The organism is Agromyces sp. Marseille-P2726 (assembly GCF_902809835.1).
GTDB lineage: Bacteria > Actinomycetota > Actinomycetes > Actinomycetales > Microbacteriaceae > Agromyces.
In genome coordinates, this window is record NZ_CADDWM010000012.1 from 239,852 (window position 1) to 266,770 (window position 26,919).

Sequence of the window (26,919 nt, forward strand, 5' to 3'; positions counted from 1 at the left end):
ACGATCGGACACTCGGGAACGAGAACGCCGACGGGAGGGCCGCCGTGGACGTGCCGATCCACCGCGAATGGATGCGCCTCGCCCTCGCCGAGGCCGAGCAGGCGCCGCCGACGCGCGATGTGCCGGTCGGCGCCATCGTCGTCGACGGCGATGGAGTCGTCATCGCGGCGAGGCGCAACGAGCGCGAGCTCACCGGCGACCCGACCGCGCACGCCGAGGTGCTCGCCCTCCGCGATGCCGCGGAGGCGATCGGCGACTGGCGGCTGAACGAGTGCACCCTCGTGGTGACGCTCGAGCCGTGCGTCATGTGCGCCGGTGCCATCGTGAGCGCTCGGGTCGGCCGGCTCGTCTTCGGCGCGTGGGATGAGAAGGCGGGCGCTGCCGGCTCCCTGTACGACATCGTGCGCGACCGCCGGCTGAACCACCGGGTGGAGGTCTTCGCCGGGGTCGAGGCCGAGGCATCCGCCCGGCTGCTGCTCGAGTTCTTCGAGGATCCGCTGCGTCGTCCCTAGGCGACCCGACTGGTGCGGCCGGATTCGAGGCCGTCGAGGTACTCACCGAGCAGTGCAGCGGATGCCGCCTGCGCACGGGGACCGTACGTCGCTCGCTGCTCGCGCAACCGCTCGACCGTGAGCCCGTACTCGGGCAGCTCGTACCCCCACTGCCGCAGCCAGTCCTCGTGGATCTCGTCGGTCACCTCGGGGTGGAACTGCACCGCGAGCAGCCATTCGTCGATCGCGAAGGCCTGGTTCTCGTACTGCCCCGAGGTGGCGAGTCGCACCACGCCATCGGGCAGGTCGAACGTGTCGCCATGCCACTGCACGGTCGGAACGCCGGCGAAGTGCCGCACGGGCGAGTTCGAGCCGGCCTCCGTCGGGTCGACGGTGAGCCAGCCCACCTCCTTGCGTGGCCCCTTGCGCACGTCGGCGCCGAGCGTCTTCGCGAGCAACTGGGCGCCCAGGCACACCCCGAAGATGGGACGCTCGGCCTCGATGCGAGCGCGCAGCAGTTCGATCTCGTCGGCGAGGTACGGGTAGCGGTCGGTCTCGTATGCGCCCTCGTCACCGCCGAGCACGACGACCAGATCGGGCTCGAGGGGGTCGAGCGCCGTGACGTCGGCTTGCGGTGCATCGACGATCACGATCTCGTAGCCGTGCGCCTCGAGCGTGGGGCCGAGGTTGCCGAGGCCGATCGCCGAGTCGTGCCGGAGCACGAGGGCCGTGCGGCCGCCGCCCGTCACTCGAGTCCCTTGATGACGATCGCGTCGGTCGCGGGCGCTGTCGAGTCGGGATCGACGTAGACGTCGGGCTCGATGTAGATGATGCGCGCCGCCGGTACCGCTTCGCGCACGCGCTGCTCGATGACGTTGACCGCGGTCGAGACCTCGAGCAGCTTCTGGTCGGCCGAGAAGCCGACCTTCGCGGCCACGAGGAGCTCTTCGGGGCCGACGTACAGGGTCTTCATGTGGATGATGCGCTCGGCTTCGGGGCCCGCGAGGATCGCCTGCTCGATCGCCTGGAGGTCGTTGTCGTTCGCGCCCTCGCCGACGAGCAGGCTCTTCGTCTCGATGCCGAGCACGATCGCGACCACGATGAGCAGCGCACCGATGAACAGCGTGCCGATCGCATCGAACACCGGGTTGCCGGTGATGATCGTGAGGCCGACGCCGATGAAGGCGAAGACGAGCCCCAGCAGTGCCGCGATGTCTTCGAGGAGCACGACGGGCAGCTCGGGAGCCTTCGCGCGTCGCACGAACTGGATCCAGCTCAGCTTGCCGCGCACGTGGTTCGACTCGATGATCGCGGTGCGCAGAGAGAAGGACTCCATCACGATCGCGATCGAGAGCACGAGGATCGGCAGCCATGGCACGTCGAGCGGGTGCGGGTGCTGCAGCTTCTCGATGCCCTCGTAGATCGAGAAGACCCCGCCGAGCGAGAACAGGATGATGGCGACGACGAAGGCGTACACGTACCGCTCGCGACCATAGCCGAACGGATGCTCCTTGTCGGCCTTCCGTCGCGCTTGACGCCCGCCGAAGATGAGCAGCAGCTGGTTGCCGGCGTCGGCGACCGAGTGCACGGCCTCGGCGAGCATCGCGGACGACCCGGAGAAGAACCACGCGATGAACTTCGTCACGGCGATTCCGGTGTTCGCCAGGAATGCCGCCATGATGGCCTTGGTGCCGCCGGATGTGCTCATGGCGACAATCCTAGGATGGTCGTCATGAGCACCGATGCCCCCTTGCGCCTTCCCGCGATCGCCTTCCTGGGGGCCGGTTCGATGGCTCGCGCGATCATCGCCGGCCTGCTCCGGCCGGGCGTCGAGATCGACGGCGGCATCCGCACCACCAACCGGTCGGCCGAGCGGGCCGCCGAGCTGGCGGGGCTCGAGGGCGTGGTGGCCCACGCGACCGATTCGGATGCCGCAGCGAACGTCGCGGCGGTCGACGGCGCGAAGATCGTGGTCGTCGCAGTGAAGCCCGCGATGGTGCCCGACCTGCTCGACGAGGTCGCCCGAGCGCTCGAGCCGGGCACCGTCGTCATCTCCGTGGCGGCGGGAGTCACCGTGGCGACGTTCGAGTCGCGGCTGCCCGAATCCGTCTCCGTCATCCGGTCGATGCCGAACACCCCCGCCCTGGTCGGCCGTGCCGTCACGGGGCTCTCGGCTGGTACCCGGTCGAGCGAGGCCGATCTCGCGCTCGCCGTGTTGCTGTTCGAGACGGTGGGCGAGGTGCTCGTGGTCCCCGAGGAGCTACTCGACGCGCTCTCCACGATCTCGGGCTCGGGTCCCGCGTACGTGTTCTTCCTCATCGAGCAGCTCATGGCCACGGCGATCGACAAGGGCTTCACGCCCGAGCAGGCGGCCCTCATGGTGCAGGGCACGTTCCGCGGTGCGAGCGAGCTGCTCGCGGCATCCGACGACGACCCGGCCGAGCTCCGCAGGCGCGTGACGAGCCCCAGGGGAACCACCGAGCGAGCCATCGCCGTGCTCGAGCAGGCGCACCTCAAGGAGGTCTTCGACCGGGCGACGGATGCCGCGTTGGCACGCGCGCGCGAACTCGCCGCTCCGCCCGAAAATTCCTGAAGAGAGCCGATTTCCACCGTTCGCTGGGGTTCGCTCCGAGCGGACATGACTTCCCCTCGGAACTGGGCTATGGTCGCTGGAAGCCCGCCAGCTGAAGAAGGGAAGCGAGCTCGCATATGGCTGACAAGAACCCCCGTGGGAACTCCTCGAAGAAGCAGCCTCAGCTCTCCTTGAAGGAGAAGCGTGCGCAGAAGCGCGAGAAGGCCGAAGAGGGCATCGTGAAGGCGCGCAAGCGCTGATCCGAAGCGCTGGTTGAGGAGCGCCCGGCCCAGCCGGATGCGTCTCGAAGCCCGGGCGGCGACGGGCGCCTCCTCAACCCACCGCGCGTTCACGTCGGGCGGCTCGCAGCGCGCCGGCCGGCACTCGACCACCCGACGGTCCGCCGTCGGATACCGTGTGCTCCATGGAAGCGTCGGAGGTCGTCTCGGTGGTCGCCGAGGTGATCGGATGGATCGGCCTCGCCGGTGGTCTCGGATGCCTCCTGCTCGCCCTGCTCATCCGCCTCGCCGACGGGCGCTGGCTCCCCACCGAGGCCGTCGTGATCGACCAGGCGCACGGATCCACCATCCGCTGGTTCGCCGAGGGCGGCTTCCACCAGCGACGACTGAGCGACGACGAACGTGCGCACGTGCGTCATCCCGACGAGGAGCTCGCCTACTTCAAGCAGCGGGAGCCCGATCGGCTGCGCCTGCATGATCCGCCGCCAGGCCGGCGGATCCTCCGCAACGTGGGCATCATCATGCTGCTGATCGCCGCGATCGCGGGCGTCGTCGGTCTCGTGCTCATGTTCATCGAGTGATCAGCCCTCGCGGAGCTCCTCCCACTCGCGCATGAGGTCGGGCATGCGCGCGTCGATGAACCGGTAGAACCTCGCCATCTCCCGTGCGCGGGCCGCACCGATGTCGGACTCGTCTCCGATCGCGTCGGCAGCTCGATCGCCCAGGTCGGCGATGACGCCGTAGACGGGCGACTTCGCCATCAGGGCGGTGTACCAGGCATCGTCGAGGAACTCCCAGCGGTCGCGTCGACTACCGGGCTGGGGCACCCGGTGAAGGATGCCGATCTGGGAGAGGTAACGGACGGCGCCCGAGATCGCCGCAGCGCTCACGCCCAGCCGGTCGCCGAGTTCGGACGCGGTGAGCCCGCCCGCCTCCGCGACGAGCAGCGCCATGAGCACGCGTGCCGGCATCCTCGGGAAGCCCGCGGCGGTGAGGACCGCGGCGGACTGCTCGACCGTCGCCTTCAGGGCCTGCTCATCGCGCGGCATCCGCTCAGTCTCTCATCCGCCGCTCGCGAGCTCGCGCCGGCGCATGGACCACACTGCGGCCGCACCTGCTGCCAGGCCGATCGCCAGCATCCAGAATCCGCCGCTCCAGTCGGTGTCGTCGCCCGCCGGCACGGGCGAGTGCGCGAACGGCGAGAGGTCGACGACCCACGCGGGCATCTGCAGGATCGGCCCGAAGGTGCCGACGACGGCAGCGGCCCCGACGAGCGCCCAGCCGAGCGGGACCGTCGCCCGTGGCGCGAAGACGAAGACGAGGAGGGTGAGCCCGAGGAAGACGAGGCACGCGGGCAGCTGCGCAGCGGCCGCCTGGATCACGTCGGTCATCATCGTCTCGGGGTCGTCGGAGCGCGCGGCGCCGAGCAGGCCCGACAGACCGGCCACGGCGAGCACGGTCACGATCACGATGATCCCGACCAGCCAGTACTCGAGCAGCCACCGGACACGGGGCACACGGGTCGCGAGCACCTGCTCAGCCGTGCCGTGCGCCTCTTCCTGTCGCGCCCGGATGCCGACCTGCACCGCGCAGCACGCGGCGAGGATGCCGACGACGCCGTAGAACGTGGCGACGAACGCCTGCTCGATCGTCGCGTCACCTCCGACCGCACTGCGAAGGATCTCGGCGACCTGCGGCGTCTCGCCGGCGAGCTGGTTCACGACGGAGGAGAGGGAGGTCGCGAGCAGTCCGGTGACGATGCCACCGACGGTCCACGCGAGCAGGCTCGACGTGTTCAGCCGCCAGGCGAGTCCGAACGAGCTCGAGAGCGTCGGTCCCGCGGTGGCTCGCCCGGCACGCCCGGGCAGGAGGCTCGCGCCCTGGTCGCGTACCGATTGCAGCACGAACACCAGGGCGATGACCACGATGCCGAACGCGAGTGGGAGGAGCAGCGGCCGCAGGTCGTTCTCGGCGAAGGCGCCGGTGAACTGGCCGTAGCCGATGGGCGAAAGCCAGCTCGGCCAGGCGGGCGTCAGGTGCAGCAGGTCCTCCGACGGCGTGCCGGCCGCGTCGCCGACGCCCCGAAGCAGGTACGCGGCGAGCACGAACGCGACGGAGAGGCCGTTCGCCCCGCGAGAGGTGCGGAACAACTGGGCGGCGAACAGGCCGAATGCCAGGAACGCGATGCCGGTGGCGGCCAGTGCGGCACCGGTCACGAGCGAGCCCGCCACGTCGAGGCCCAGGGCGATCCACGCGAGGGCGACGGCCAGGCCGAGCACGACGTTCGCGAGCACGCCGTGGACGACGGTCGCCACCGTGGGCAGGATGCGCGCGGCCGGGGTCGCTGCCACGAGCTCGGTGCGTCCCTGCTCCTCGTCCATGCGCGTGTGGCGCACCGCGAGGAACGTGCTCATCAAGCCGCCCATGAGCGACAGCCAGGCGAACAGGAGGAAGAAGGCGAACGCGCCATCCTCGATGCCGTTCGGCGTGCCGCGGAACACGAGGATGGTCCGGGTCGCGATCGCGACGCCGAGGATCTCACGTCGGTCCTGCTCGTCGGCGAGCGTGTCGGACACCGCCGAGACGGCGGCGAATGCGAGCAGGCCGGTTCCGACGATCCACAGCGCCAGCTGCAGCCGGTCGCGCCGGAGGCGCTGCCGCAGCAGCGCGAGCAGCAGCGTCATGCCTGCGCCTCCGCCTCGACGGGGGCGAGCTCGTCGCCGTAGTGGCGCAGGAACAGGTCCTCGAGCGACGGCGGCGACACCGTGAGGCCCTGCACGTCCAACCGACCGAGATCGGGAAGCACGCCGGCCACGGCGTCGCTGTCGACGGTGAAGCGCACACGACCCTCGTCGATGACGAGGTCGTGGGCGTTCGGGATGGCGGCGACGTCGGCCTCCCGCGCCGGGTCGTGCACGAAGGCGATTTCAGTGCGGGTGAGGTGGCGCAGTTGGGCGAGCGTGCCGCTCTCGACGACCTTGCCCGCCCGGATGATGGTCACCCGATCGCACAACGCCTCGACCTCGGAGAGGATGTGGCTCGACAGCAGCACGGTCGCTCCGTTCCGGGCGACGCGGTCGATCTCGCGGTTGAACACCTGCTCCATGAGGGGGTCCAGGCCGCTCGTCGGCTCGTCGAGGACGTACAACTCGGCCGGGGTCGCGAAGGCGGCGACGAGCGCGACCTTCTGCCGATTCCCCTTCGAGTACGCACGTCCCTTCTTGCGCGGGTCGAGCTGGAACACCTCGAGGAGCCGCTCCTTGCGCTCGCGGTAGGCGCCCTTGTCGGTCATGCCGCCGCGAAGCCGCGTGAGCAGGTCGATGGCCTCCCCACCGGTGAAGTTCGGCCAGAGCGCCACGTCGCCGGGCACGTATGCGACACGGCGATGCAGCTCGGCGGCATCGGTCCACGGATCGCGGCCGAACAGGGTGGCTTCGCCTTCCGACGCGCGTGCGAGCCCCAGGAGGATGCGGATCGTGGTCGACTTCCCGGCGCCGTTCGGGCCGAGGAAGCCGTGGATCTCGCCGGCCTGGACGCCGAAGTCCAGGCCGTCGAGGGCGATGGTGCGCCCGAAGCGCTTCACGAGGCCTCGAGTGCTGATCACGGTGGTCATGAGCGCGATGCTACGCCCGATTCACAAATTTGTGAATCTTCTGGAATCGGATGCCACGCGCGGGCCTTGCTCGCGGCTGCGCTGGCGGCCCCGCCGCGGCAGGGGGTTGCGGCATCCGCCTCGCTATTCCAGCGCGGCGAATCGCTCGATGTCGCCCTCGGTGCCCGTCACGATGATGAGGTCGCGGTTGGAGACCACGGTGTTCTCGGTGGCGTACGTGAACGGCTTGCCGGGGCTCTTCACGCCGACCACCGTGACGTTGTGCCGCGTGCGGACGCCCGACTCCTTGAGGTTCTTGCCTCGGATGGGCTTCGGCGGGTACATCTTCACGAGCGCGAAGTCGTCGTCGAACTCGATGAAGTCGAGCATGCGTCCGCTCACGAGGTGCGCGGCGCGTTCGCCGGCCTCGCGTTCGGGATAGATCACGTGGTTGGCGCCGATGCGCTCGAGGATCTTGCCGTGCGAGGCCGAGATCGCCTTCGCCCAGATCTGGGGGATCTTGAGGTCGACGAGGTTCGCGGTGATGAGCACGGACGCCTCGATCGACGATCCGACCGCGCACACCGCCGTCGAGAAGTCCTGGGCGCCGATCTGGCGGAGCGCGTCGATGTTTCGGGCGTCGGCGACCACGGCGTGCGTCACTCGATCGGCCCACTTCTGCACGAGCGCCTCGCTGTCGTCGACGGCGAGCACCTCGCGGCCGAGGCGGTCGAGCTGGCCGGCGGTCGCGGCGCCGAACCGGCCGAGGCCGATGACCAGCACCGGCGCGTCGTGCTTGATCCGATCAACCAACGATGGGCCTCTCTTCCGCATGCTTGAACAGCTGCCGGCGCTGGCTGGCCGCCAGTGCTGCGGCCAGTGTCACTGTACCAACCCGGCCCATGAACATGGTGGCCGCCATGACGTACACACCCGCCGGCGGCAGGTCCGCCGTGATGCCGGTTGAGAGGCCGCAGGTCGCGAACGCCGAGATCACGTCGAACAGCACGTAGTCGAACGGCTCCTTCGTGATCTGCAGGATCGCGATCGACGCGGCGGCGACGATCGTCGCGCCCCAGAGCACCACGCTGACCGAGAGACGCAGCATGTCCCGCGGGATGCGGCGACCGAACGCCTCCATCGACTGGTTGCCGCGGGCCTCGGCGAACGCGGCGAGAAACAGCACGGCGAGGGTGGTCACCTTGATGCCGCCCGCAGTCGACGCGGAACCGCCGCCGACGAACATGAGCATGTCGGACACGAGCAGGCTCGACCCATTGAGGTCGTGCATGTTGATGGTCGAGAATCCGCCCGACCTCGTCATCGCCGACATGAAGAAGGACTGGAAGATCGTGTCGCCCGCGTCGAGCTGCCCGTAGGTCAGCGGGTTGTTGTACTCGAGGAGCAGGAACATCCCTGCACCCGCGACGAACAGGATCATGGTCGTGGTGAGCGTCAGCTTGACGTGCACGCTCCAGCGGCGCGGATTCCGCCAGGCGCGGGCGAGCGCGAAGATGACCGGGAAGCCGAGGCTGCCGAGGAAGACGCCGGCCATGAGGAGGAACTGCAGCCAGTAGTCGTGCGCGAACGCCGCGACGCCGCCGGCGTTCGGGCTGAAGCCGGTGTTCGTGAACGCCATCGCCGCGTAGTAGAAGCTGTACCAGACGGACTCGAGCGGGCCATATCCCTCGGCGAGCATGCTCGGGATCATGAGCAGCGCGATCGACACCTCGATCACGAGTGCACTGATCGCGACCGTCGCGAGGAGCCCGCCGACCTCGCCCAGGCGGACAGCCTGACGCTCCGCCACGGGCCCGACGTGGAGGCGAGACGGATTCGTGTCGCTTGCGGCGATGAGCTTCGCTCGGAGGCCGAGCCGTCGCGAGATGACGAGCCCGAGGATGGAGGCGAGCGTGAGTACGCCGACGCCGCCGATGTTGACGCCGATGAAGACGAGTGCGTTGCCGAACGGCGACCAATACGTCGCCATGTCGACCGTCGCCAGGCCGGTGACGCAGATCACCGACACGGCCGTGAACAGCGCATCATGCAACGGCGCGCTCGAGCCTTCGCCGGCTCGCGCGATCGGCAGGGAGAAGAGCAGGGTGAACACGAGCACGAGCGCGGCGAAGATGAGGATCGCGAACCGGGAAGGCGAACTCCGCACGATCGCGTCGAGTCCGTCGCGCAGCCGGCCGAGCCACGAACGTCGGTCGGATCGGCCGAGGCGCTCCACCGCCCGTGCGTGCATGGAGCCCCCTCTGACCGCCGCCACCGAATGCGTGTGTCATGGTACTCCTCGCCGGGAATGACTACCCTTGGGGCATGGCGGACATCTTCGACGTGGTGGCGGACACGACTCGGCGCGACATCCTGGCCGTCCTCCTCGACCGGGAGACGTCGGTGCCCGGTTCCGGCGGCGAGATCAGCGTCTCAGAGATCGTCGCGACCCTCGGCCTCAGCCAGCCCACGGTGTCCAAGCACCTGAAGGTGCTGCGCGAAGCGGGCCTCGTCGGCGTCCGCGAGAAGGGTCAGCACCGCTTCTACCACCTCGACCGGGGTCCGCTCGAGGTGATCGAAGACTGGCTCATTCCGTTCGTGTCATCCGATGCCGCAGCGGATGCCGCGACGCTCGCCGGTGCCGCGGCATCCGAGCCCGGCCTGAACGACGATCAGCTCGCCCTCGCCTCGCGCATCGGCAAGGCGTTCGCCGAGACCGCGCACCAGGTGACCTCCGTCGTCGGGCAGAAGAAGCGTCGCTGAGAGCGTCGCTCGTCGAGTAGCGCCCCTGCGACCGGCCCCGCTCGTCGAGTAGTGCCCGGCGTAGCCGGACACGTATCGAGACGGTGCCCGCGACCGGCCCTGCTCGTCGAGTAGTGCCCGGCGTAGCCGGACACGTATCGAGACGGTGCCCGCGACCGGCCCTGCTCGTCGAGTAGTGCCCGGCGCAGCCGGACACGTATCGAGACGGTACCCCGCAACCCCCGCTCGTCGAGTAGTGCCCGGCGCAGCCGGACACGTATCGAGATGGTGCCCGCGACCGGCCCCGCTCGTCGAGTAGTGCCCGGCGCAGCCGGACACGTATCGAGACGGTACCCCGCAACCCCCGCTCGTCGAGTAGTGCGCGGCGCAGCCGGCCCCGCTCGAGACGGTGCCCCGCGACCGCAACCGGCCCTCCCCAATTCCCCTCACTCGAACCCACCGGACCGCACGAGCGAATAGAGGACGGCATGCGCAACTGCAACCCAATATCAACGACATGGCATACCTCTACATCCTCGAATGCGCCGATGGCACCCTGTACGTCGGAAGCACGATCGACGTCGAACGGCGATTCGCCCAGCATCAACGCGGCGAGGGGTCGGCTTACACCCGTCGCCGGCTCCCGGTGCGACTGGTGTACACCAGGGAGTTCTCGCGCATCGGCGACGCCTTTGCGCTTGAGAAGCAGGTGCAGGGTTGGAGCCGGGCGAAGCGGCTCGCTCTGATCGAGGGCAGACTCGACGCGTTTCCAAGCCTCTCTCGCAAGCGGCGCCAACGAGGGATCGTCGAGCTGCGGGGCGGTGCGACGACTGAGCTCGGTTAGGAGTGCCAACGACATCACGGTGTCGGGGGCGTCTCGATACGCGTCCGGCTGCGCCGGGCGCTACTCGACGAGCGGGGGTGCTGGGTGGGGCGTCTCGATACGCGTCCGGCTGCGCCGGGCGCTACTCGACGAGCGGGGGCCGGGGCGCCGGGCGCTACTCGACGACCGAGGCGCGGGCCGCCAGGCACCTGCCCGAGGAGGAATCCACCGCTGCCCGCAGGGGTGCCCCGAGCACGGGGCCGGAGGGCGCCGCGGCGCCGCACACTGAACGAATGATCGGCGAGATCGACGACGCCATCCGCGCGCTCGTCAAGGCGTCCGACGGCATCGCCGCCGACATNGCCGCAAGCGCATGGCGAAGAAGAAGCACCGCAAGCTGCTTCGCAAGACGCGTCACCAGCGTCGCAACAAGAAGTAGTCGTCTTCGCACGACGGCAGAGCGTCAGGTCTGTGGCCTGGCGCTTTTCGCTGTCCCGGGTCGATTCGGCGGATCGCGGGCCTTCACGACCGTCGCACGTAGGCTGAGATCGTGACCCGAGACATCCGCCTCACCCTCATCGGCAAGCCCGGCTGCCATCTGTGCGACGACGCGCGCGAGGTGGTGCAGGCCGTCGTGGCCGAGGTGACGGCTCCCGATGATGCGCCAACCGTGAACCTCGATGAGCTCTCGATCCTCGACGACGCCGCGCTGGCGGAGCGCTATGCCGAGGAGATCCCGGTGCTGCTCATCGACGGCGAGGTGCATGACTTCTGGCGCGTGGACCCGGTGCGGTTGAAGACGGCGCTGCTCGCCGACTGACGCCGGGACGGTGGTCGTCGCCTGGTGGGAGAAAGTGCCGGTATCGGGCCATCCCGCACGATCCTCGGCCCATCGACCGGTCAACCAGTTGCCACCCGCGCACCGCTGGCGTTGACTGTGCCCATGACTTCGCTCTGGACGGCCGCCGCAATCCCCGACGAATCGGAGCCGACGCCCACATCACGGTACGAGGGCGTCGTCGACCCGGGGGAGCGGTTCGACGTCGCCGTGGTCGGGGCCGGCATCACCGGACTCGCAACCGCGATCATGCTGGTGCAGGGCGGGATGCGCGTCGTCGTCCTGGAGGCCGAGCGGGTGGCGGCGCTCGCGAGCGGGCTCAACACCGGCAAGGCGAGCGTGCTCCAGGGGGCGATGCTGCAGCGCATCCGCTCGACGCACTCGGCCCGCGTCGTCCGGGGGTACGCCGACGCCAACCTCGACGGCCAACGCTGGATCGCCGAGTTCTGCGAGCACCACGGCGTGCCCGTCTCGGTCGAGACCGCCTACAGCTACGCCCGGTCGGATTCCGGACTGCGCACGGTCGACCGCGAGGTCGAGGCCGCGATCGAGGCCGGCCTTCCAGCCGAGAGGGTCGACGCGCTCGACGTCCCCTTCCCGTTCTCGGGCGCCGTCGCGCTGCCCGGCCAGCTCGGGCTCGACCCCTACCGCCTCGTCGTGGCGATGGCCCGCACATTCGTCGCCGAGGGCGGCGTGCTCCTCGAAGGCATGCGGGTGCAGCACGTGCACGCCGACCGGCCCGTGGAGCTGCAGACGCCGCGGGGAGTGGTCCGCGCCGACGTCGCCGTCGTAGCGACGGGCGCGCCCACACTGCTGCGCGGCCTGTACTGGGCGAAGACGAGCCACAACCGCTCCTACCTCACCTCGTACCGAATCCCCGAGGAGCTTGCGGACGTGCTGCCGAGCGGACTGTTCATCTCGGTCGACTCGCCGACTCGCTCCGTGCGGACCACGCCCGATCCCGAGTCGGGCGTGCCCGATGCTGCGCCGCCGGTGCTCCTCGTCGGCGGCAACGGGCACCCGGTGGGTCGGATCCCGTCGAACGAGGAGCGGGTGCTCGACCTCGTCGACTGGACGGGACGCTTCTTTCCGGGCGCCGAGCTCACCCACCGATGGGCCGCCCAGGACTACACGTCGGCGAACCTCGTGCCATTCGTGGGCCGGATGCCGCGTGGCCGAGGCCGCATCTGGACGGCGACGGGCTACGCGAAGTGGGGTCTCACGAACGGCGCTGCCGCAGCGATCCGCATCTCGGAGGAGATCCTCGGAGTGCCGTGGATGCAGCGGCGCTCCTGGATCCGAGTGCTCGGCACCCGAGTGTCGGCACCGGCCGACCTCGGGCGCGGTGCCGCCGAGAACGCCCAGATCGCCGCGGAACTGACGGCCGGCTATGCGCGGGCCCAGCGGCATCCGGCCCCTGCTCGGAAGCCGGCCGAGGGCGAGGGTGTCGTCGTCTCGCGCGGCGGAGTGCCGTACGGGGTGTCCACCGTCGACGGCGTCACCTGTGCGGTACGGGCGGTGTGCACGCACCTCGGCGGTCCACTCACGTGGAACGACGCCGAGCATACGTGGGACTGCCCGTTGCACGCGTCTCGCTTCACGGCAACGGGAACGCGCATCGAGGGTCCCGCGGTGCGCGACCTGCACCGGGAGCGTCGTGGCGACTGAGCGGGCTGCGGCCCTCCTCGCCCTGCACTCCGGCCGCGGCTTCGTGCTTCCGAATGCGTGGGACGCGGGTTCCGCCCGAATCCTCGAGCAGGTCGGCTTTCCTGCCATCGCGACGACCAGCGCGGGGATCGCCTGGTCGTGCGGCCTTCCCGACGGCGAGGCGCTCGACCTCGAAACCATGTTGTCGAGGGTCGCAGCGATCGTCGCGGCGGTCGACGTTCCCGTCACCGCTGACCTCGAAGCGGGGTACGGGGACACGCCCGACGAGGTGGGCCGCACCGTCGCGCGGGCGGCGGAACTCGGCGTGGCGGGCGCCAACCTGGAGGATGTCGTCGGGGGCAGGCTCCTCGGCATCGACGAGGCCGTGGATCGGCTGGCCGCCGCTCGGGCCGCGGCTCCGGCCGGTACCTTCGTGCTGAACGCGCGCACCGACACGTACATGATGCGGACGGGCGACGACCCGTTCGGAGAGACGGTCGAGCGGGCTCGCCGGTACGTCGACGCGGGAGCCGACTGCATCTTCGTCCCGGGCGTGGACGAGGAGGAGTCGATCCGCCGTCTCGCGGCGGAGATCCCGGCCCCGCTCAACGTCGTGGCCGGATTCACCGCGCGCGTCATCGACGCTCCCACGCTCTTCTCGCTCGGCGTCAAGCGCGTGAGCATCGGCGGCAGCCTGGCTCGTGCTGCGCTCAGCGTCGTCGACCGCGCCGGTCGCGAGCTGCTCGAATCCGGCACGCTCGGGTTCATGGACGGAGCTCTCGCCTACGCCGAGGTGCAGCGGCGGTTCGGCGCCTGACCCAGCGTGGATCGACCGTGCGTCAGGCGTCGCGGACGCAGCGGAACCCGATGTGCGTCGTCGCCGTATCGTCGGCCTGCGGCGACCGGGCCGCCGGGCGGTAGCGGAGGCAGTACTCGGGTGAGCACAGGTGCGAGCCGCCCTTGAGCACTCGGCGCGGAATTCGCGACCCTGGCTCGGCGGATGCCGCGGCGAGCAGGTTCTCGCGACCGGCCGCGTCGACGGCGGCGACGTCGGGCGCGTCGTGCCGCGGCTTGTAGTAGTCGGTGGTCCACTCCCACACGTTGCCCGTGACGTCGTACAGCCCGTACCCGTTCGGCGGGAACGTCATGACGGGAGACGTGCCGACCCACCCCTCGGCACCGGTGTTCTCGTACGGGAAGCGCCCCTGCCACCGGTTCACCATGAGGCGGCCGTCGGGGTGCTCGGCGTCGCCCCAGGCGAAGCGTGCGCCGTCGAGACCGCCGCGGGCGGCGAACTCGAACTCGGCCTCGGTGGGCAGTCGCCGGCCCACCCACTCGGCGTAGGCCGCGGCATCCGCGAAGCTCACCTGCACCACCGGGTGCCTGGGCTTGTCATCGACCGACGAGCCAGGGCCGAACGGATGCCGCCAGCTCGCGCCCTCCCCCCAACGCCACCACTGGCGCCAGTCGCGCAGGTCGACGGGCCCCGAGGTCGGGGTGAACACGAGGCCGCCCGGCACGAGGTCGGACGGGACCGCGCCCGGGAAGTCGGCCGGATCGAGCGGACGCTCGGCGACGGTCACGTATCCCGTCGCCTCGACGAACGCGGCGAACTGCTCGTTCGTGACCGGATGCACATCGATGTCGAACGCGGCGAGGGTGCGCTCGTGCACCGGCGTCTCGTCGGCGTAGAACTCGTCGGATCCCATGCGGAACGTGCCGCCCTCGATGCGGACCATGCGCGTGGCATCCGTCACCCCTTGAGCCTACGCCCGCTCCGGTGATCGAGGAGGGCCGCGCGGAGCGCGTCCCGGCCTACGCCCGCCCCGGTGATCGAGTAGGGCCGCGCGGAGCGCGTCCCGTATCGAGATCCGCGTCTCGATACGCGACCGGCTGCGCCGGGCGCTACTCGACGACCGTGGCGCTACTCGACGACCGTGGCGCTACTCGACGGGCGAGATCCTACGGCAGCAGGCGCGTCGGGCCACGGAACAGGTACGTCGTCTCGCGGATCGAGTGCTCGTCGAGCATCAGCATGAGCACCCGGGCGAGGCCCATGCCGAAGCCGCCGTGCGGCGGAACACCGTAGCGGAAGAAGTCGAGGTAGAACTCGAGCTCCTCGGGGTCGAGTCCCTTCTCCTTCGCCTGCTCGACGAGCACGTCGATGCGGTGCTCGCGCTGCGCGCCGGTCGAGATCTCGACGCCGTTGTAGATGAGGTCGTAGCTCTTCGTGAGGTTCGGGTGCTCGGCGTAGCGCATGTGGTAGAACGGCCGCAGGCTGATGTCCCAGTCGGTGAGGAACACGAAGTCGTGGCCGTAGGTCTCGCGCACGTACGCCGAGATCTGTCGCTCGCCCTCGGGGTCGATGTCGGCATCGTCGCGCGGGATCACGTAGCCGCGGTCGGCGACGATCTGCTTCGCCTCCTCGAGCGGGATGCGCGGGAACGGCAGCGAGGGCACCTCGAGCTCGATGCCGAACACCTCGGCGATCTCGGCGCCGTGCTTCTGCTTGACGGCGGTGAACCCGGCGACGAGCAGCTCCTCGTGCATGCGCATGACGTCTTCGTGCGAGTCGATCCAGCTCATCTCGGCATCGATCGACGTGAACTCCGTGGCGTGCCGCGAGGTGAACGACGGGTCCGCCCGGAACGCGGGGCCGATCTCGAAGACCCGCCCGAAGCCCGAGGACTGCGCCATCTGCTTGAAGAACTGCGGACTCTGGGCGAGGTAGGCCGTGCCCTCGAAGTAGCCGACCTCGAAGAGCTCGGCGCGTGACTCGCTCGCCGACGCCATCAGCTTCGGCGTGTGGATCTCGACGAACTCGTTGTCGATCCAGTACTGCCGCAGCGCGTGCTCGAACGTGGTCTGGATTCGGAAGATGAGGTTCTGCTTCGGATGCCGCAGGTCGAGGAAGCGCCAGTCCATGCGCTTGTCGAGGCTCGAGTCGGCGGCGATGGGCGTCTCGGGATTCGCTTCGGTGACGACCTCGAGCGTGCCGATCTTCACCTCGATTCCGCCGAGCTTGACGCGCTCGTCGTGCTTCAGCTCGCCGGTGACGCGGATGAACGAGCCGTGTGCCAGCGCCGAGATCTGCTCGGTCATCGCGAGGGCCTCGGCCGCGCCGACGCTGACGCCTTCGGGGTCGAGGTCGCGGGTCGCGGGGTTCACGAGCTGCACCGCACCCGACTCGTCGCGGAGGATGACGAACTGCACCTTCTTCTGGTCGCGAACCGTCTCGACCCATCCGGCGACGGTCACGGGGCCGTCGGGAAGCGCGGCGAGGTTCTTGACGAGGGTGCGGGTACTCACGAGCGACCATCCTACCGGTGGCCCTCCTGCCGGTGATCGAGTAGCGCCGGGCGAAGCTCGACGCGTATCGAGATCGCGAGCCCGGTCTCGATACACGTCGCTTCGCGTCGCCACTCGACCACCGCCATCACGGACTCGGCGGTTTCAAAGGGAACCGCTCTCTAGACTGGAGACCGTGCCGGCCGAGCAGATCCATCTCGTGCGCCATGGCGAGGTGTTCAACCCCCAGGGCGTGCTCTACGGGCGGCTCCCCGGCTACGGGCTCTCCGAACTCGGGCGACGGATGGCACAGTCCGCCGCCGACGACCTCGCCGCGCGCGAGCGCACGATCGCCGCGCTCGTCTCGTCGCCGCTCCAGCGAACCCAGCAGTCCGCCGAGCCGATCGCGGCGGCATTCGGCCTCGAGGCATCCCTCGACGAGCGGGTCATCGAGCCCGAGAACCGTTTCGAGGGCCTGAAGATGCACGGCCGAGAGAGCGCCCTCCGCGACGTGCGCAACTGGACCTTCCTCGTGAATCCGTGGGAGCCGAGCTGGGGCGAGCCGTTCCGGTCCATCGCCACGCGGATGCTGCACGCGATGAACGATGCATGGGAGTCGGTCGACGCTGGTGACGTCGTCATCGTGAGCCATCAGCTGCCCATCTGGATGGTGCACCGCCGAGTCCGCGGCAAGTCGCTCGCTCACGACCCTCGTCGTCGCCGGTGCGCGCTGTCGAGCATCACGTCGTTCGAGCGCGCTTCGACGGACTCCGCAGCCGGCCGGTTCGTCGAGGTCGGCTATCGCAATCCCGCCGCCGGCCTCGCCGCGCAGGCCACCGACGTGGGGGCGGTGTGATGGGAGTCCGGTGGTCATGTAGGCCACGAAGCAGCCGTATCGAGACCGGCGAGAGGGGTCTCGATACGCGTCGTGCTGCGCGCGCCACTACTCGACCAGCGGTGGGGATCGCAGCGCTCGTCGCGACATCCGCCCTGCTGCTCACCGGATGCTCGAGCGACCCGCTCGCCGACCAGTATCGCGAAGGCAGCGGCAAGAACTACATCGCCGGCGACGGCACGATCTCGGAGTTCGCGGCAGACCAGCGCGGCGAGCCGATCGAGTTCTCGGGAGAGACCGTCGAGGGTGGATCGTTCGATTCGTCCGAGACGCTCGGCGATGTGACGGTCGTCAACTTCTGGTATGCGGGCTGCGCGCCCTGCCGCGTCGAGGCCCCCATCCTCGAAGAGGTGTCGCAGGAGTTCAGCGACGACGGCGTGAGCTTCGTCGGCGTGAACGTTCGCGACCAGGCCGGCACCGCGGCATCCTTCGAGAAGACGTACGGGGTCACCTATCCGTCGATCCTCGACGTGAACGAGGGCACGGCGCAGCTCGCGTTCGCGGGCGACGTGCCGCCCGCCGCCGTGCCGACCACGATCGTGCTCGACCACGACGGCCGCGTCGCCGCGCGCGTACTGGGGCAGCTCACCGAGGCGTCGATCCTCGAGTCGATCCTCGACTCCCTCCTCGCCGAGCAGGCGTCGGCGTAACGGAAGGCGAGGACCGGACTGTGGGCGGCGTCGGCGACATCGTGCTGAACGGGCAGTTGCTCGCGGCGGTGCCGATCGCGCTCGCCGCCGGCGTCGTGTCGTTCCTGTCGCCGTGCGTGCTGCCGCTCGTGCCCGGGTACCTGGGCTACCTCGGTGGGTTCACGGATGCCTCGGCCGAGGCATCCGAGGAACGACGCAACCGCCTGCGGCTGGTGCTCGGCGTGGGGCTCTTCATCGCCGGCTTCACGGTCGTGTTCGTGACGTTCAACCTGCTCGCGGGAGTCGCGGGTGCGTGGTTCAACGCGTACGGAGAGGCGATCACGCGGGCGCTCGGCGTGCTGCTCATCGTCATGGGGTTCGTGTTCATCGGCCAGTTCACGTTCCTGCAGCGCACGATCAAGCCGTCGTGGCGGCCGGCGACGGGTCTCGCCGGTGCGCCGCTGCTCGGCGTGGTGTTCGGCCTCGGCTGGACGCCGTGCATCGGCCCGACCCTGGCGGTCGTGCTGTCGTTGAGCGCGAACTCCGCCTCGGCGGGGCGGGCCGTGCTGCTCGGCCTCGCGTACTGCATCGGCCTCGGCATCCCGTTCCTCCTCGTGGCCCTCGGCTTCGGATGGGTGACGGGTTCGCTCGGGTTCTTCCGTCGGCACATCCGGGCCATCAACATCATCGGCGGAGCCCTCCTCATCGCGATCGGCGTCTTCATGGTGTCGGGGCTCTGGAGCATCTGGATGTACGAGCTGCAGGCGGTGATCACCGGCTTTGTCCCAGCGATCTGATCCCGACGCCCTGTCGCGCCCGGCCGACCACATCGACTCGGTCGAGCCCGCCGCCCCCGACCGCCCTACCGTCGACGGCGGCCCTGGCGCGGCATCCGTCACCCGACCGAAGCTCGGCCCGCTCGGCTGGCTGCGCTTCGCGTGGCGGCAGCTCACGAGCATGCGCACGGCGCTGCTGCTGCTGTTGCTGCTCGCCATCGCGGCCGTGCCCGGCTCGCTCGTGCCCCAGCGGTCGAGTGACCCGAACGGCGTCACCCAGTACTTCACCGACAATCCCGACCTCGCGCCGGTGCTCGATCGCTTCCAGTTGTTCGATGTGTACACGTCGGCGTGGTTCTCGGCGGTGTACCTGCTGCTGTTCCTGTCGCTCATCGGCTGCGTCATCCCGCGCACGAAGCACCACTTCGAGGCGCTGCGAGCCCGGCCGCCCTGGACTCCCGCACGCCTCTCGCGCCTGGCGGGCTACACCGAGCGGCCGCTGGTTTCGACGGACGATCTCGATACACCTTCGCCTGCGGCGAGCGCTACTCGATCAGCAGGGGAAGCGATCGACCGGGCGGCGGCCGAGCTCAAGCGCGCGGGCTACCGCGTCGAGCGCTACGACGTGCGCGGTGAGCCATCGGTCTCGGCCGAGCGCGGCTACCTGCGCGAGACCGGCAACCTCGTGTTCCACACGGCGCTCCTCGGGGTGCTCGTGGCCGTCGGCATCGGCGGCGGATTCGGGTTCTCGGGCCAGCGGGTCGTCGTCGAGGGGCAGTCGTTCGTGAACACGCTGGCCGCCTACGACTCGTTCAACCCTGGCCGCTTCTTCGACGACACGAACCTCGACCCCTATCGGCTCACGCTCGAGGAGCTCGATGCCGTCTACGAGACGCGCAACCAGCAGGCGATCGGCCAGCCCATCGACTTCACCGCACGGGTGTCGGTGCAGGGGCAGGGCGGTGCGCCGACGGATGCCACGGTCAAGGTCAACGAGCCGCTGCGCGTGTTCGGAACCGACGTGTACCTGCTCGGCAACGGGTACGCGCCGACGATCACGGTGCGCAACCCAGACGGCGACGTCGTGTTCACCGACTCGGTGCCGTTCCTGCCGCAGGACGCGAATCTCACGTCGATCGGCGTCGTGAAGGTGCCCGACGGCCTCGACGAGCAGCTCGGCATGGTCGGCTTCTTCTATCCGACGCAGACCACGCTCGGCTCGGGCGCCTATGCGTCGAGCTACCCCGACCTCGTGTATCCGGTACTGACCCTGAACGTCTACCAGGGCGATCTCGGCATCGACGAGGGCACGCCGACCTCGGTCTACACGCTCGATCCCACGTCGATGGAGCAGCTGACCGGTGGCGAGACGGGCGTGGACTCGATCGAGCTCATGCCAGGCGACACGGTGGAGCTTCCGAACGGCCTGGGATCCGTGACGTTCGAGGACGTCTCGCCCGACGCCGGGTCGGATGCCGCGGCCGACGTCTACTCGCAGAGCGTCTCGCGGTTCGCCAGCTTCGACATCCACGACGACCCGTCGCAGGGGTGGGTTCTCGCGTTCGCCGTGCTGATCCTCGCCGGGCTCCTCGTGTCGCTCTTCGTGCCGCGCCGACGGATGTGGGTGAAGGCCGCGCGCCGGCCCGACGGCACGGTCGTGCTCGAGTACGCGGGCCTCGCACGTGGTGAAGACCCGGGTCTCGAGGAGGCGGTGCGCGCCTTCGCCGACAAGCACGCCGGGAAGGCTCAGGATGGATCTGCGGATTGAGGAGCGGCGCAGCCGCGTCTCGAAACCTGTCACGATCGGGGTTTCGAGACGCCCGCTGGGCAGGCTCCTCAACACACAGCAGCAGGTCCCTCGACGTAAGGTGGAACGGTGACGCTCGACGAGATCTCCCTCACGCTCGTGTACTCGGCGATGGCCGTGTACGCGATCGCGTTCATCGCGTATGCGATCGACCTCGCGCGTCGCTCCGCGGTCGCCACCCAGGCAGCCGATGCCGCGGGGTCGACCGCTGCCCCCGCAGCTTCCGAGACCGCCGTCGGGGGCGCCGGTACGACGGTGGTCGCACCGCCGAAGCGAGACGCGGTAACAGTCGCGTACGGCCGCTCGCCATCGCTGCGCGTGGGCGTGGCGCTCACCGTCGTGGCCTGGCTGCTGCACGCGGCCGCCACCGTCACGCGGGGCATCGCCGCCGAGCGGGTTCCGTGGGCCAACATGTACGAGTTCGCGCTCACGGGCACGCTCATCATCACGTCCGTCTACCTGGTCGTGCTCGTCGTCTCCAAGCACGACCTGCGATTCCTCGGCACCTTCGTGACGGGGCTGGTGCTCGTCCTCCTCGGCGTCGCCGCCGTCAACTTCTACGTCAGCGTGGTCCCGCTGCCGCCGGCGCTGCAGTCGGCATGGCTCGTGATCCACGTGTTCGTGGCGACGAGCGCGACGGGCTTCCTCGCGCTCGGATTCGCGCTGTCGGTCGTACAGCTGCTGCAGTCGCGGCGCGAGACCCTCGCGGCATCCGCGAAGACCGTGAAGCAGAACTTCCTCGCCACGCTGCCCGATTCGTCGACCCTCGAGAACCTCGCGTATCGCGTCATCATCGTCGGCTTCATTCTCTGGACGTTCACGCTCATGGCCGGCGCGATCTGGGCCGAGGCGGCCTGGGGCCGATACTGGGGCTGGGACACCAAGGAGGTGTGGACCTTCATCATCTGGGTGGTCTACGCCGGGTACATCCATGCGCGTGCGACGCGCGGCTGGCGCGGTTCGCGGTCGGCGTGGCTCGCGATCATCGGCTTCTCGACGGTGCTCTTCAACTTCACCGTCGTCAACCTGTTCTTCAAGGGGCTGCACGCGTACTCGGGTCTCTGATCCGAGCGGGTCGTCGACGTACCATCGCTCTATGCGCAGGCAGCTGCTCGAGCGAGAGCGGGAACTCGCCGAACTCGACGAGGCGGTGCGCGCCGCCGTCGGCGGGCACGGCCGCGTGGTGCTGCTCCATGGCGAGGCGGGCATCGGGAAGTCGACGCTCGTCGGCGCGCTGCGCCAGCATCCTCCCGACGGATGCCGCGTGCTCGTCGGCGCGTGCGACGCGATGTCGACCCCGCGCACGCTCGGGCCGCTGCGCGACCTGATCCCGTTCGTGGGACCCCGCGCGGGGGAGGCGCTCCGCGCGGGTGACCGCGAGGAGGTCTTCGCCACGTTCCACGAGGAACTCGCTGCGTCATCCGGCACCGTGCTCGTGGTGGAGGACGTGCACTGGGCCGACGAAGCGACGCTCGATGTGCTCCGCTTCCTCGCGCGCCGCATCGACGAATTGCCCGCGGCGCTCGTGCTCACCTACCGTGACGAACTCGACCGGAACCATCCGCTGAGCCGTCTGCTCGGCGACCTCGGCCACGGCGGACACGTCGACCGGATTCCGCTGCGGCACCTGTCGGCAGCCGCGGTCGGGACGTTGACGGCCGGCAGCGGCCTCGACGCCGACCGCATCCATGCGATCACCGACGGAAACCCGTACTTCGTCACCGAGCTGGTCGCCTCGGCCGGCCAAGCCCGGGTGCCGCCGACCGTCGTCGATGCGGTGACCGGTCGGCTCCGACGGCTCGATGTCGCCACGCAGGAACACGTCGAGCAGCTCGCCGTGGTCCCCTCCGCGGTGGACCGCGACCTGCTCGCACGCCTGGTGCCCGAGGGTGAGGGTGCGCTCAGGGCAGCGGAGGAGGGAGGTCTGCTCGCCGTCAGTCCCGACGGCGTCCGGTTCCGGCACGAACTGACCCGGCATGCAGTCGTCGACGCCCTCCCCACGTCGCGGCGCATCCAGCTCGAACGACGGGTGCTCGCCGAGCTGCTCGCGTCGGGCGTCGCAGATCCGGCGCGATTGGTGCACCACGCGCTCGAGGCGGGCGACATCGATGCGGTCGTGGAGTGGGCGCCGCGCGCGGCTCGCGACGCGGCGGTGAGCGGCGCGCACCGGCAGGCGGCCGCACACTACCGCGCGGCCATCCAGCACGCTGACCGATACGACATCGCCGAACGCGTCGCGCTCCTCGAGGAGAACGCGATCGAGGCGTACATGCTCGGCGGCGAACCCGAGGCGGTCGCATCGCAGGAGGAGGTGATCCGTCTGCGGCGCGAGCTCGGAGACGCCGACGCCCTCGGCGCGAGCCTGCGGTGGATGTCCCGGTTCCAGTGGATCGCCGGGAATCGCCCCGCAGCCGAGGCCGCGGCCGCCGAGGCCTCCGCCGTGCTCGCGGAATCGGAGGACCACGGCCTGCTCGCGCTCGCCGTGAGCAACGAGGCGCAACTGGCCATGCTCGCCCACGACCTGCCCCGCGCCATCGACCTGGCAACGCGAGCCGTTGCGCTCGCGCGGGATTCGGGCGAACGACGTGCGCTCTCGCATGCGCTCAACAACCTCGGCACCGCCCACATGTTCGAGGACGACGACGAGGGCATCCAGGAGCTGCTCGAAGCGGCCGACATCGCAGCGACGGCGAACTTCATGGACGATGCGGCCCGCGCCCACGTCAACCTGGTCTGGGCCCTGCTCGACCAGTACCGCCTCCACCTCGCCGAGCGCTACCTCGAGCCGGCGATGGAGTTCTCGGAGCGCACCGAGGTGCTCGGGCTCTGGACCTACCAGCAGGTGGAGCGCGGTCGCCTGCACCTGGCGCGGGCACAGTGGGATGACGCGCTGGCGGCCGCCGCGTACTCCTCCGAGGTGCTGCCGCAGGCGCAGTGCGTCGCGCTCACGATCATCGGCACCGTCCGCACCCGGCGAGGGGATCCCGACGCGGAGATGGTGCTCGACGAGGCGAGGGACATCGCCGAGCGCTTGGGTGAGCTGCAGCGCACGGGGCCCGTGGCAGCGGCACGAGCCGAGGCCGCCCTGCTCCGCGGCGATCTCGGCGAAGTGCGAGCGATCGCACGGCCGGCCTACGACGAGGCGAGGCGACTCGAAGACCTGAACCTGCAGGCGGAGCTCGCCTGGCTGCTGCGCCGTGCCGGGGACGACGCCCAGCCACCCGCGACCGGCCATCCGTTCGCGGTGCAGGCGCGTGGGGACTGGGGCGGCGCCGCCCAGCTCTGGCGCGAGGCCGGCGCGCCGTACCACGAGGCGCAGGCCCTCGCGGAGAGCCCCGACGACTCCGACCTGCTCGCCGCGCTCGCCATCCTCGATCGCATCGGCGCCGCGCCGCTCGCGCGCGTGGTGCGTGCCGACCTCCGCGAGCGTGGCGTGCGGAGCATCCCGCGCGGCCCTACGACGCTCACGCGTCAGAACCCCGAGGGCCTCACGGATCGCCAGGTCGACGTGCTCCGGCTGCTCGCGAAGGGCCTGACGAACGCCGAGATCGCCGATCAGCTCGTGGTCTCGGTTCGCACCGTCGACAGCCACGTCGCCGCGATCCTCGCGAAGCTCGGCGTGCCCTCGCGGCAGGAAGCGGTCAGTGCCGCGCAGGGCCTCGGGATGCTCTCGGCCTGATGTCGGCAGATCTCGGTAGCGAGAATCGGTGATCTCGGTATCGGTCGCCGATGAATCGAACCTGCTTCGGCGGTGAACTGGGTTCACGGCTCGCACAGGGCGGGCTCGGCAGTCAGAAGGATTCATCATGGACACCGCACTCTCCATGAGCACCACCGCTCCCGCAGCCGAGGTCGGCGGACACGCGGCGCACGGCGTTGCCGGACTCGCGCACCGCGTCGGCATGCGACTGGTCGCCTGGGGCCGCGCCGACGAGCAGCGGCACGGCCGTGAGCACCTGGCGTACCTGCACGAGCGGCGGCTCGAGGCCGAGCGCCCGCGCAACGAGCGCTTCACCAGCGGGGCGTTGACGCGGCTCGGCTGACACTCGTTGGTCGGGCGCGGCGGCGCCCCGGTGGTCGAGTAGCGCCGGGCGCAGCCCGGTGGTCGAGTTGCGCCGGGCGCAGCCCGTCGCGTATCGAGACCCGGCGCGAGCACCCGGTGGTCGAGTAGCGCCGGGCGCAGCCCGTCGCGTATCGAGACCCGGCGCGAGCACCGGGTGGTCGAGTAGCGCCGGGCGCAGCCCGTCGCGTATCGAGACCCGGCGCGAGCACCGGGTGGTCGAGTAACGCCGGGCGCAGCCCGACGCGTATCGAGACCCGCCGACGCGTCTCGATACGCGTCGCCTGCGGCGGCGCTACTCGACGACCAGTGGCGCAGCCCGACGCGTATCGAGACCAGACGACGCGTCTCGATACGCGTCGCCTACGGCGGCGCTACTCGACGACCAGTGGCGCAGCCCGTCGCGTATCGAGACCAGGCGCCGCGTCTCCACGTGCTCTGGTGAGCATCCGTGATGCAGGAGATCGGGACGTCGGTTGCCTTCGGGCGAGGGCGACGTCCCGATCTCCTGCGTTGGTGCTGGCGGGAATCCTAGAACGGGAGCTCGAGGCCGCAGCTGTCGAAGCTGCTCATGATCTCCGCGCCGTGGGCCGCGAAGATCTCATCGATGCCCTTGCCGTCGCCAGCCTTGGTGTCGCGGTTCGGGTTGTTGGCGCCGATAGTGCCGCCCTGGCCGTTCGCGCCCTTCACCTTGATGGTGAACGACTGGGGCGCGCCGGTCGCCGCGTAGGCGTCGAGCACGCACGACGCGTCCGCCTCGGGCATGCCCGCCGTGAGCTCGGAGACGTGCACCGTGAACCAGGCCTGCGAGTTCGAAGCGCCGGCGTTGCCCTTGTCGGAGCGGTTGGGGTTGAAACACTCGTGCGCATAGGCGGCGGCGCCGGTGGCGAGGACACCCGCCGCGGCGAGCGCGACGCCGGCGGCGACGTTGGTCAGGGTTCGCTTGAACATGTGGATTTCCTCCGGGTTCTGGGGTCTGCGCGCCCGTTCGGACGCGCACGCCTTCAACCGTCGCGTCATCGTCGGCGCGAAGCATCCGTGCACACCCTGAGTACCGGAGTCGAGCCCCCGCTTTGCACCCCAGATGTGGGGGATTGACTACGAGTCGAAGGTCGGCGTCGGCGTCGGAGCTGATGCCGACGCAGGTGCGGCCCCCGCCAGCACCGCGTACGCCCGTCCGAGGCGTTCGAGCCACCAGTCCGTGCGCTGGGGGCCGACCGCGTATCGTGCGAGCAGGTCGGGGTCGGGCAGAACCCGTCCGACCGGGATCGACCCGTCGACCGGCACGAGCGGCGACCGCGTGACATCCGCCGCAAGCAGCGACGCTGTGCCGAGGCCGCAGTCGTAGTCGAGCTCGGTGACGGATGCCGCGAGCCGGGCTCCCATCGCCAGGCCCACGCTCGTGTCCAGTGCACTCGAGACGACCACGGGCAACCCGGTCTGCTCGACGATGCGGAGCGCCCGGTGGATGCCGCCCAGCGGCTGCGCCTTGATCACGAGCAGGTCGGCCGCGCCCGCCTCGGCGACGGCCAGCGGGTCATCCGCCCGGCGGACGCTCTCGTCGGCCGCGATCGGAATTCCCATGTACTTCGTACGGCGCCGGATCTCGGCGAGCTCCTCGATCGTCGCGCACGGCTGCTCGACGTACTCGAGATCGAATGGCGCGAGAGCGTGGATCGCATGCTCGGCCTCGTCGATGTTCCAGCCGCCGTTCGCGTCGACGCGTACCCGACCCTCGGGGCCGAGTGCTTCTCGCACTGCCCGGACGCGCGCGACATCCTCCGACAACGGGCAGTCGCCGCCCGCGACCTTGACCTTCGCGGTGCGGCAGCCCGGGAAGCGTGCGAGCACGGCGGTCACGCTGTCGGGGTCGACGCCGGGCACCGTCGCGTTCACGCGGACGCGATCGCGCAGGGCGCCCGGCGGCTCGCTCCAGCCGTAGTCGATCGCCGCAGCGAGCCATGCGGATGCCTCGTGGTCGTCGTACTCAGCGAAGGGCGAGAACTCCGTCCACCCCTCGGGTCCCTCGAAGAGCATCGCCTCGCGCACCTCGATACCGCGGAACCGGGTCACGAGCGGGAGCGCGACGACGCGCGCAGTGGCGGCGAGGTCGGAGAGCGGGGGCAGGTGCAGCGCGGCCGGGGGCACGGGCACGGCGTCGTCGTCGGTCACGACTCCATCGTGGCATCCCGACCGTCGCCCGGGTCCTCCCTCGTCGTTCTCGTCCGTCGAGCGGATGCCCCAGCGGCGTGCGGCGCACTCTGTTAGTGTGAGCCGACTTGGGGGTGCGCAATGCCAGACGATCTCGCGACACTCGGCGTCGAGGCCGAAGACGTGCAACCCGAGTCGACCGGCCGCAACGTGGCGATCGGCACTGTGGGCCTGGTGCTCGTGATCGCGGGGCTCGTCCCGCTCGCGATCGGGGCGATCTGGGTCGGCTCCTACGTGTGGGCGGCCGTGGCGTCGCTGCTCACGGGAGGGCCGGGCGTGCCGTCCGGCCTCTGACGCGCGCACGGATCA

At 70.0% G+C, this 26,919-nt stretch carries 28 protein-coding genes and 1 pseudogene; 18 read left to right on the top strand and 11 right to left on the bottom strand.

Annotation, left to right across the window (positions count from 1 at the left end; translation table 11 throughout):
- Positions 1–71 precede the first annotated feature (71 nt).
- Positions 72–512, top strand: coding sequence for a tRNA adenosine(34) deaminase TadA (tadA, locus tag HUS56_RS07410; protein ID WP_173922882.1), 441 nt, complete (start codon positions 72–74; stop codon positions 510–512).
- Here tadA and HUS56_RS07415 read toward each other — a convergent pair.
- Positions 509–1,240 carry a gamma-glutamyl-gamma-aminobutyrate hydrolase family protein gene (locus HUS56_RS07415; RefSeq protein WP_173922757.1) on the bottom strand — a complete coding sequence of 244 codons (732 nt, stop codon included), beginning with the start codon at positions 1,238–1,240 and terminating at the stop codon, positions 509–511. The genes tadA and HUS56_RS07415 overlap by 4 nt on opposite strands.
- Positions 1,237–2,199, bottom strand: a complete 963-nt coding sequence (locus HUS56_RS07420; protein ID WP_173922758.1) for a cation diffusion facilitator family transporter — start codon at positions 2,197–2,199, stop codon at positions 1,237–1,239. The genes HUS56_RS07415 and HUS56_RS07420 overlap by 4 nt, the downstream gene beginning before the upstream one ends.
- Positions 2,200–2,223: 24 nt before the next feature.
- On the opposite strand from HUS56_RS07420, the gene proC reads away from it, so the two are divergent.
- From proC to HUS56_RS07430, 3 genes are all read left to right on the top strand, one after another.
- The gene (gene proC, locus HUS56_RS07425; RefSeq protein ID WP_173922759.1) at positions 2,224–3,084 is read left to right on the top strand and encodes a pyrroline-5-carboxylate reductase; all 861 of its coding nucleotides are present in this window, start codon (positions 2,224–2,226) and stop codon (positions 3,082–3,084) included.
- 116 nt (positions 3,085–3,200) lie between these two features.
- Complete coding sequence (locus HUS56_RS17410) at positions 3,201–3,323, top strand: hypothetical protein (protein WP_256368791.1); 123 nt, start codon at positions 3,201–3,203, stop codon at positions 3,321–3,323.
- Positions 3,324–3,487: 164 nt separating this feature from the next.
- A complete protein-coding gene (locus HUS56_RS07430) occupies positions 3,488–3,883 on the top strand; it encodes a hypothetical protein (protein ID WP_173922760.1) in 396 nt (131 codons plus the stop codon).
- Here the strand turns inward: HUS56_RS07430 and HUS56_RS07435 are convergent, their stop codons facing one another.
- From HUS56_RS07435 to HUS56_RS07455, 5 genes are all read right to left on the bottom strand, one after another.
- Positions 3,884–4,351 carry a GbsR/MarR family transcriptional regulator gene (locus HUS56_RS07435; protein ID WP_173922761.1) on the bottom strand — a complete coding sequence of 156 codons (468 nt, stop codon included), beginning with the start codon at positions 4,349–4,351 and terminating at the stop codon, positions 3,884–3,886. It lies immediately after the preceding gene.
- Between the two features lie 12 nt (positions 4,352–4,363).
- On the bottom strand, positions 4,364–5,986 hold the full coding sequence (locus HUS56_RS07440) for an ABC transporter permease (protein WP_173922762.1): 1,623 nt from the start codon (positions 5,984–5,986) through the stop codon (positions 4,364–4,366).
- Positions 5,983–6,915: an ABC transporter ATP-binding protein gene (locus HUS56_RS07445; protein WP_173922763.1), complete on the bottom strand. Its 933-nt coding sequence runs from the start codon at positions 6,913–6,915 to the stop codon at positions 5,983–5,985. Before HUS56_RS07445 ends, HUS56_RS07440 begins: the two co-directional genes overlap by 4 nt.
- Before the next feature lie 123 nt (positions 6,916–7,038).
- Positions 7,039–7,707, bottom strand: a complete 669-nt coding sequence (locus tag HUS56_RS07450) for a TrkA family potassium uptake protein (protein ID WP_173922764.1) — start codon at positions 7,705–7,707, stop codon at positions 7,039–7,041.
- Positions 7,700–9,145 (bottom strand): TrkH family potassium uptake protein, encoded by a 1,446-nt coding sequence (locus tag HUS56_RS07455; protein WP_173922765.1) that lies wholly within the window; start codon positions 9,143–9,145, stop codon positions 7,700–7,702. The genes HUS56_RS07450 and HUS56_RS07455 overlap by 8 nt, the downstream gene beginning before the upstream one ends.
- 74 nt (positions 9,146–9,219) lie before the next feature.
- Here HUS56_RS07455 and HUS56_RS07460 point away from each other — a divergent pair, with 74 nt between their 5' ends.
- The 6 genes and pseudogenes from HUS56_RS07460 (at position 9,220) to HUS56_RS07480 (ending at position 13,761) form a co-directional block, all read left to right on the top strand.
- Positions 9,220–9,657: a helix-turn-helix transcriptional regulator gene (locus tag HUS56_RS07460; RefSeq protein ID WP_173922766.1), complete on the top strand. Its 438-nt coding sequence runs from the start codon at positions 9,220–9,222 to the stop codon at positions 9,655–9,657.
- 496 nt (positions 9,658–10,153) lie between these two features.
- The gene (locus tag HUS56_RS07465) at positions 10,154–10,480 is read left to right on the top strand and encodes a GIY-YIG nuclease family protein (RefSeq protein ID WP_173922767.1); all 327 of its coding nucleotides are present in this window, start codon (positions 10,154–10,156) and stop codon (positions 10,478–10,480) included.
- A 343-nt stretch (positions 10,481–10,823) separates the two neighbouring features.
- Positions 10,824–10,898, top strand: a pseudogene (locus tag HUS56_RS17260) (30S ribosomal protein bS22); the annotation flags it as partial.
- A gap of 111 nt (positions 10,899–11,009) precedes the next feature.
- Positions 11,010–11,279 carry a glutaredoxin family protein gene (locus tag HUS56_RS07470; protein WP_217423958.1) on the top strand — a complete coding sequence of 90 codons (270 nt, stop codon included), beginning with the start codon at positions 11,010–11,012 and terminating at the stop codon, positions 11,277–11,279.
- Between the two features lie 123 nt (positions 11,280–11,402).
- A complete protein-coding gene (locus HUS56_RS07475) occupies positions 11,403–12,965 on the top strand; it encodes an FAD-dependent oxidoreductase (RefSeq protein WP_173922768.1) in 1,563 nt (520 codons plus the stop codon).
- Positions 12,955–13,761 (top strand): isocitrate lyase/phosphoenolpyruvate mutase family protein, encoded by an 807-nt coding sequence (locus tag HUS56_RS07480; RefSeq protein ID WP_217423959.1) that lies wholly within the window; start codon positions 12,955–12,957, stop codon positions 13,759–13,761. The genes HUS56_RS07475 and HUS56_RS07480 overlap by 11 nt, the downstream gene beginning before the upstream one ends.
- Before the next feature lie 22 nt (positions 13,762–13,783).
- Here the strand turns inward: HUS56_RS07480 and HUS56_RS07485 are convergent, their stop codons facing one another.
- Both HUS56_RS07485 and aspS read right to left on the bottom strand, forming a co-directional pair.
- The gene (locus HUS56_RS07485; RefSeq protein ID WP_173922885.1) at positions 13,784–14,683 is read right to left on the bottom strand and encodes a formylglycine-generating enzyme family protein; all 900 of its coding nucleotides are present in this window, start codon (positions 14,681–14,683) and stop codon (positions 13,784–13,786) included.
- Positions 14,684–14,906: 223 nt separating this feature from the next.
- Positions 14,907–16,253, bottom strand: a complete 1,347-nt coding sequence (gene aspS, locus HUS56_RS07490; RefSeq protein WP_173922769.1) for an aspartate--tRNA(Asn) ligase — start codon at positions 16,251–16,253, stop codon at positions 14,907–14,909.
- A gap of 175 nt (positions 16,254–16,428) precedes the next feature.
- On the opposite strand from aspS, the gene HUS56_RS07495 reads away from it, so the two are divergent.
- The 7 genes from HUS56_RS07495 to HUS56_RS07525 all read left to right on the top strand — a co-directional run bounded on the left by HUS56_RS07495 (position 16,429) and on the right by HUS56_RS07525 (position 24,382).
- On the top strand, positions 16,429–17,088 hold the full coding sequence (locus HUS56_RS07495) for a histidine phosphatase family protein (RefSeq protein ID WP_173922770.1): 660 nt from the start codon (positions 16,429–16,431) through the stop codon (positions 17,086–17,088).
- A 101-nt stretch (positions 17,089–17,189) separates the two neighbouring features.
- Entirely contained in the window at positions 17,190–17,777 is a 588-nt protein-coding gene (locus tag HUS56_RS07500; protein ID WP_254431335.1) for a TlpA disulfide reductase family protein, read from the top strand.
- 20 nt (positions 17,778–17,797) lie between these two features.
- Positions 17,798–18,553 (top strand): cytochrome c biogenesis CcdA family protein, encoded by a 756-nt coding sequence (locus HUS56_RS07505; RefSeq protein WP_173922772.1) that lies wholly within the window; start codon positions 17,798–17,800, stop codon positions 18,551–18,553.
- A gap of 10 nt (positions 18,554–18,563) precedes the next feature.
- The gene (locus tag HUS56_RS07510) at positions 18,564–20,300 is read left to right on the top strand and encodes a cytochrome c biogenesis protein ResB (RefSeq protein ID WP_173922886.1); all 1,737 of its coding nucleotides are present in this window, start codon (positions 18,564–18,566) and stop codon (positions 20,298–20,300) included.
- Positions 20,301–20,450: 150 nt separating this feature from the next.
- Positions 20,451–21,404, top strand: a complete 954-nt coding sequence (ccsB, locus tag HUS56_RS07515; protein ID WP_173922887.1) for a c-type cytochrome biogenesis protein CcsB — start codon at positions 20,451–20,453, stop codon at positions 21,402–21,404.
- Between the two features lie 31 nt (positions 21,405–21,435).
- Positions 21,436–24,018 carry an AAA family ATPase gene (locus tag HUS56_RS07520; RefSeq protein ID WP_173922773.1) on the top strand — a complete coding sequence of 861 codons (2,583 nt, stop codon included), beginning with the start codon at positions 21,436–21,438 and terminating at the stop codon, positions 24,016–24,018.
- 127 nt (positions 24,019–24,145) lie between these two features.
- The gene (locus tag HUS56_RS07525; RefSeq protein WP_173922774.1) at positions 24,146–24,382 is read left to right on the top strand and encodes a hypothetical protein; all 237 of its coding nucleotides are present in this window, start codon (positions 24,146–24,148) and stop codon (positions 24,380–24,382) included.
- 548 nt (positions 24,383–24,930) lie between these two features.
- Here the strand turns inward: HUS56_RS07525 and HUS56_RS07530 are convergent.
- Together HUS56_RS07530 and HUS56_RS07535 are read right to left on the bottom strand one after the other, a co-directional pair.
- The gene (locus tag HUS56_RS07530; RefSeq protein WP_173922775.1) at positions 24,931–25,350 is read right to left on the bottom strand and encodes a hypothetical protein; all 420 of its coding nucleotides are present in this window, start codon (positions 25,348–25,350) and stop codon (positions 24,931–24,933) included.
- A gap of 147 nt (positions 25,351–25,497) precedes the next feature.
- The gene (locus tag HUS56_RS07535) at positions 25,498–26,532 is read right to left on the bottom strand and encodes an o-succinylbenzoate synthase (protein ID WP_173922888.1); all 1,035 of its coding nucleotides are present in this window, start codon (positions 26,530–26,532) and stop codon (positions 25,498–25,500) included.
- 159 nt (positions 26,533–26,691) lie between these two features.
- Between HUS56_RS07535 and HUS56_RS07540 the strand changes: the two genes are divergently transcribed.
- Entirely contained in the window at positions 26,692–26,904 is a 213-nt protein-coding gene (locus HUS56_RS07540; RefSeq protein WP_173922776.1) for a hypothetical protein, read from the top strand.
- Positions 26,905–26,919 lie beyond the last annotated feature (15 nt).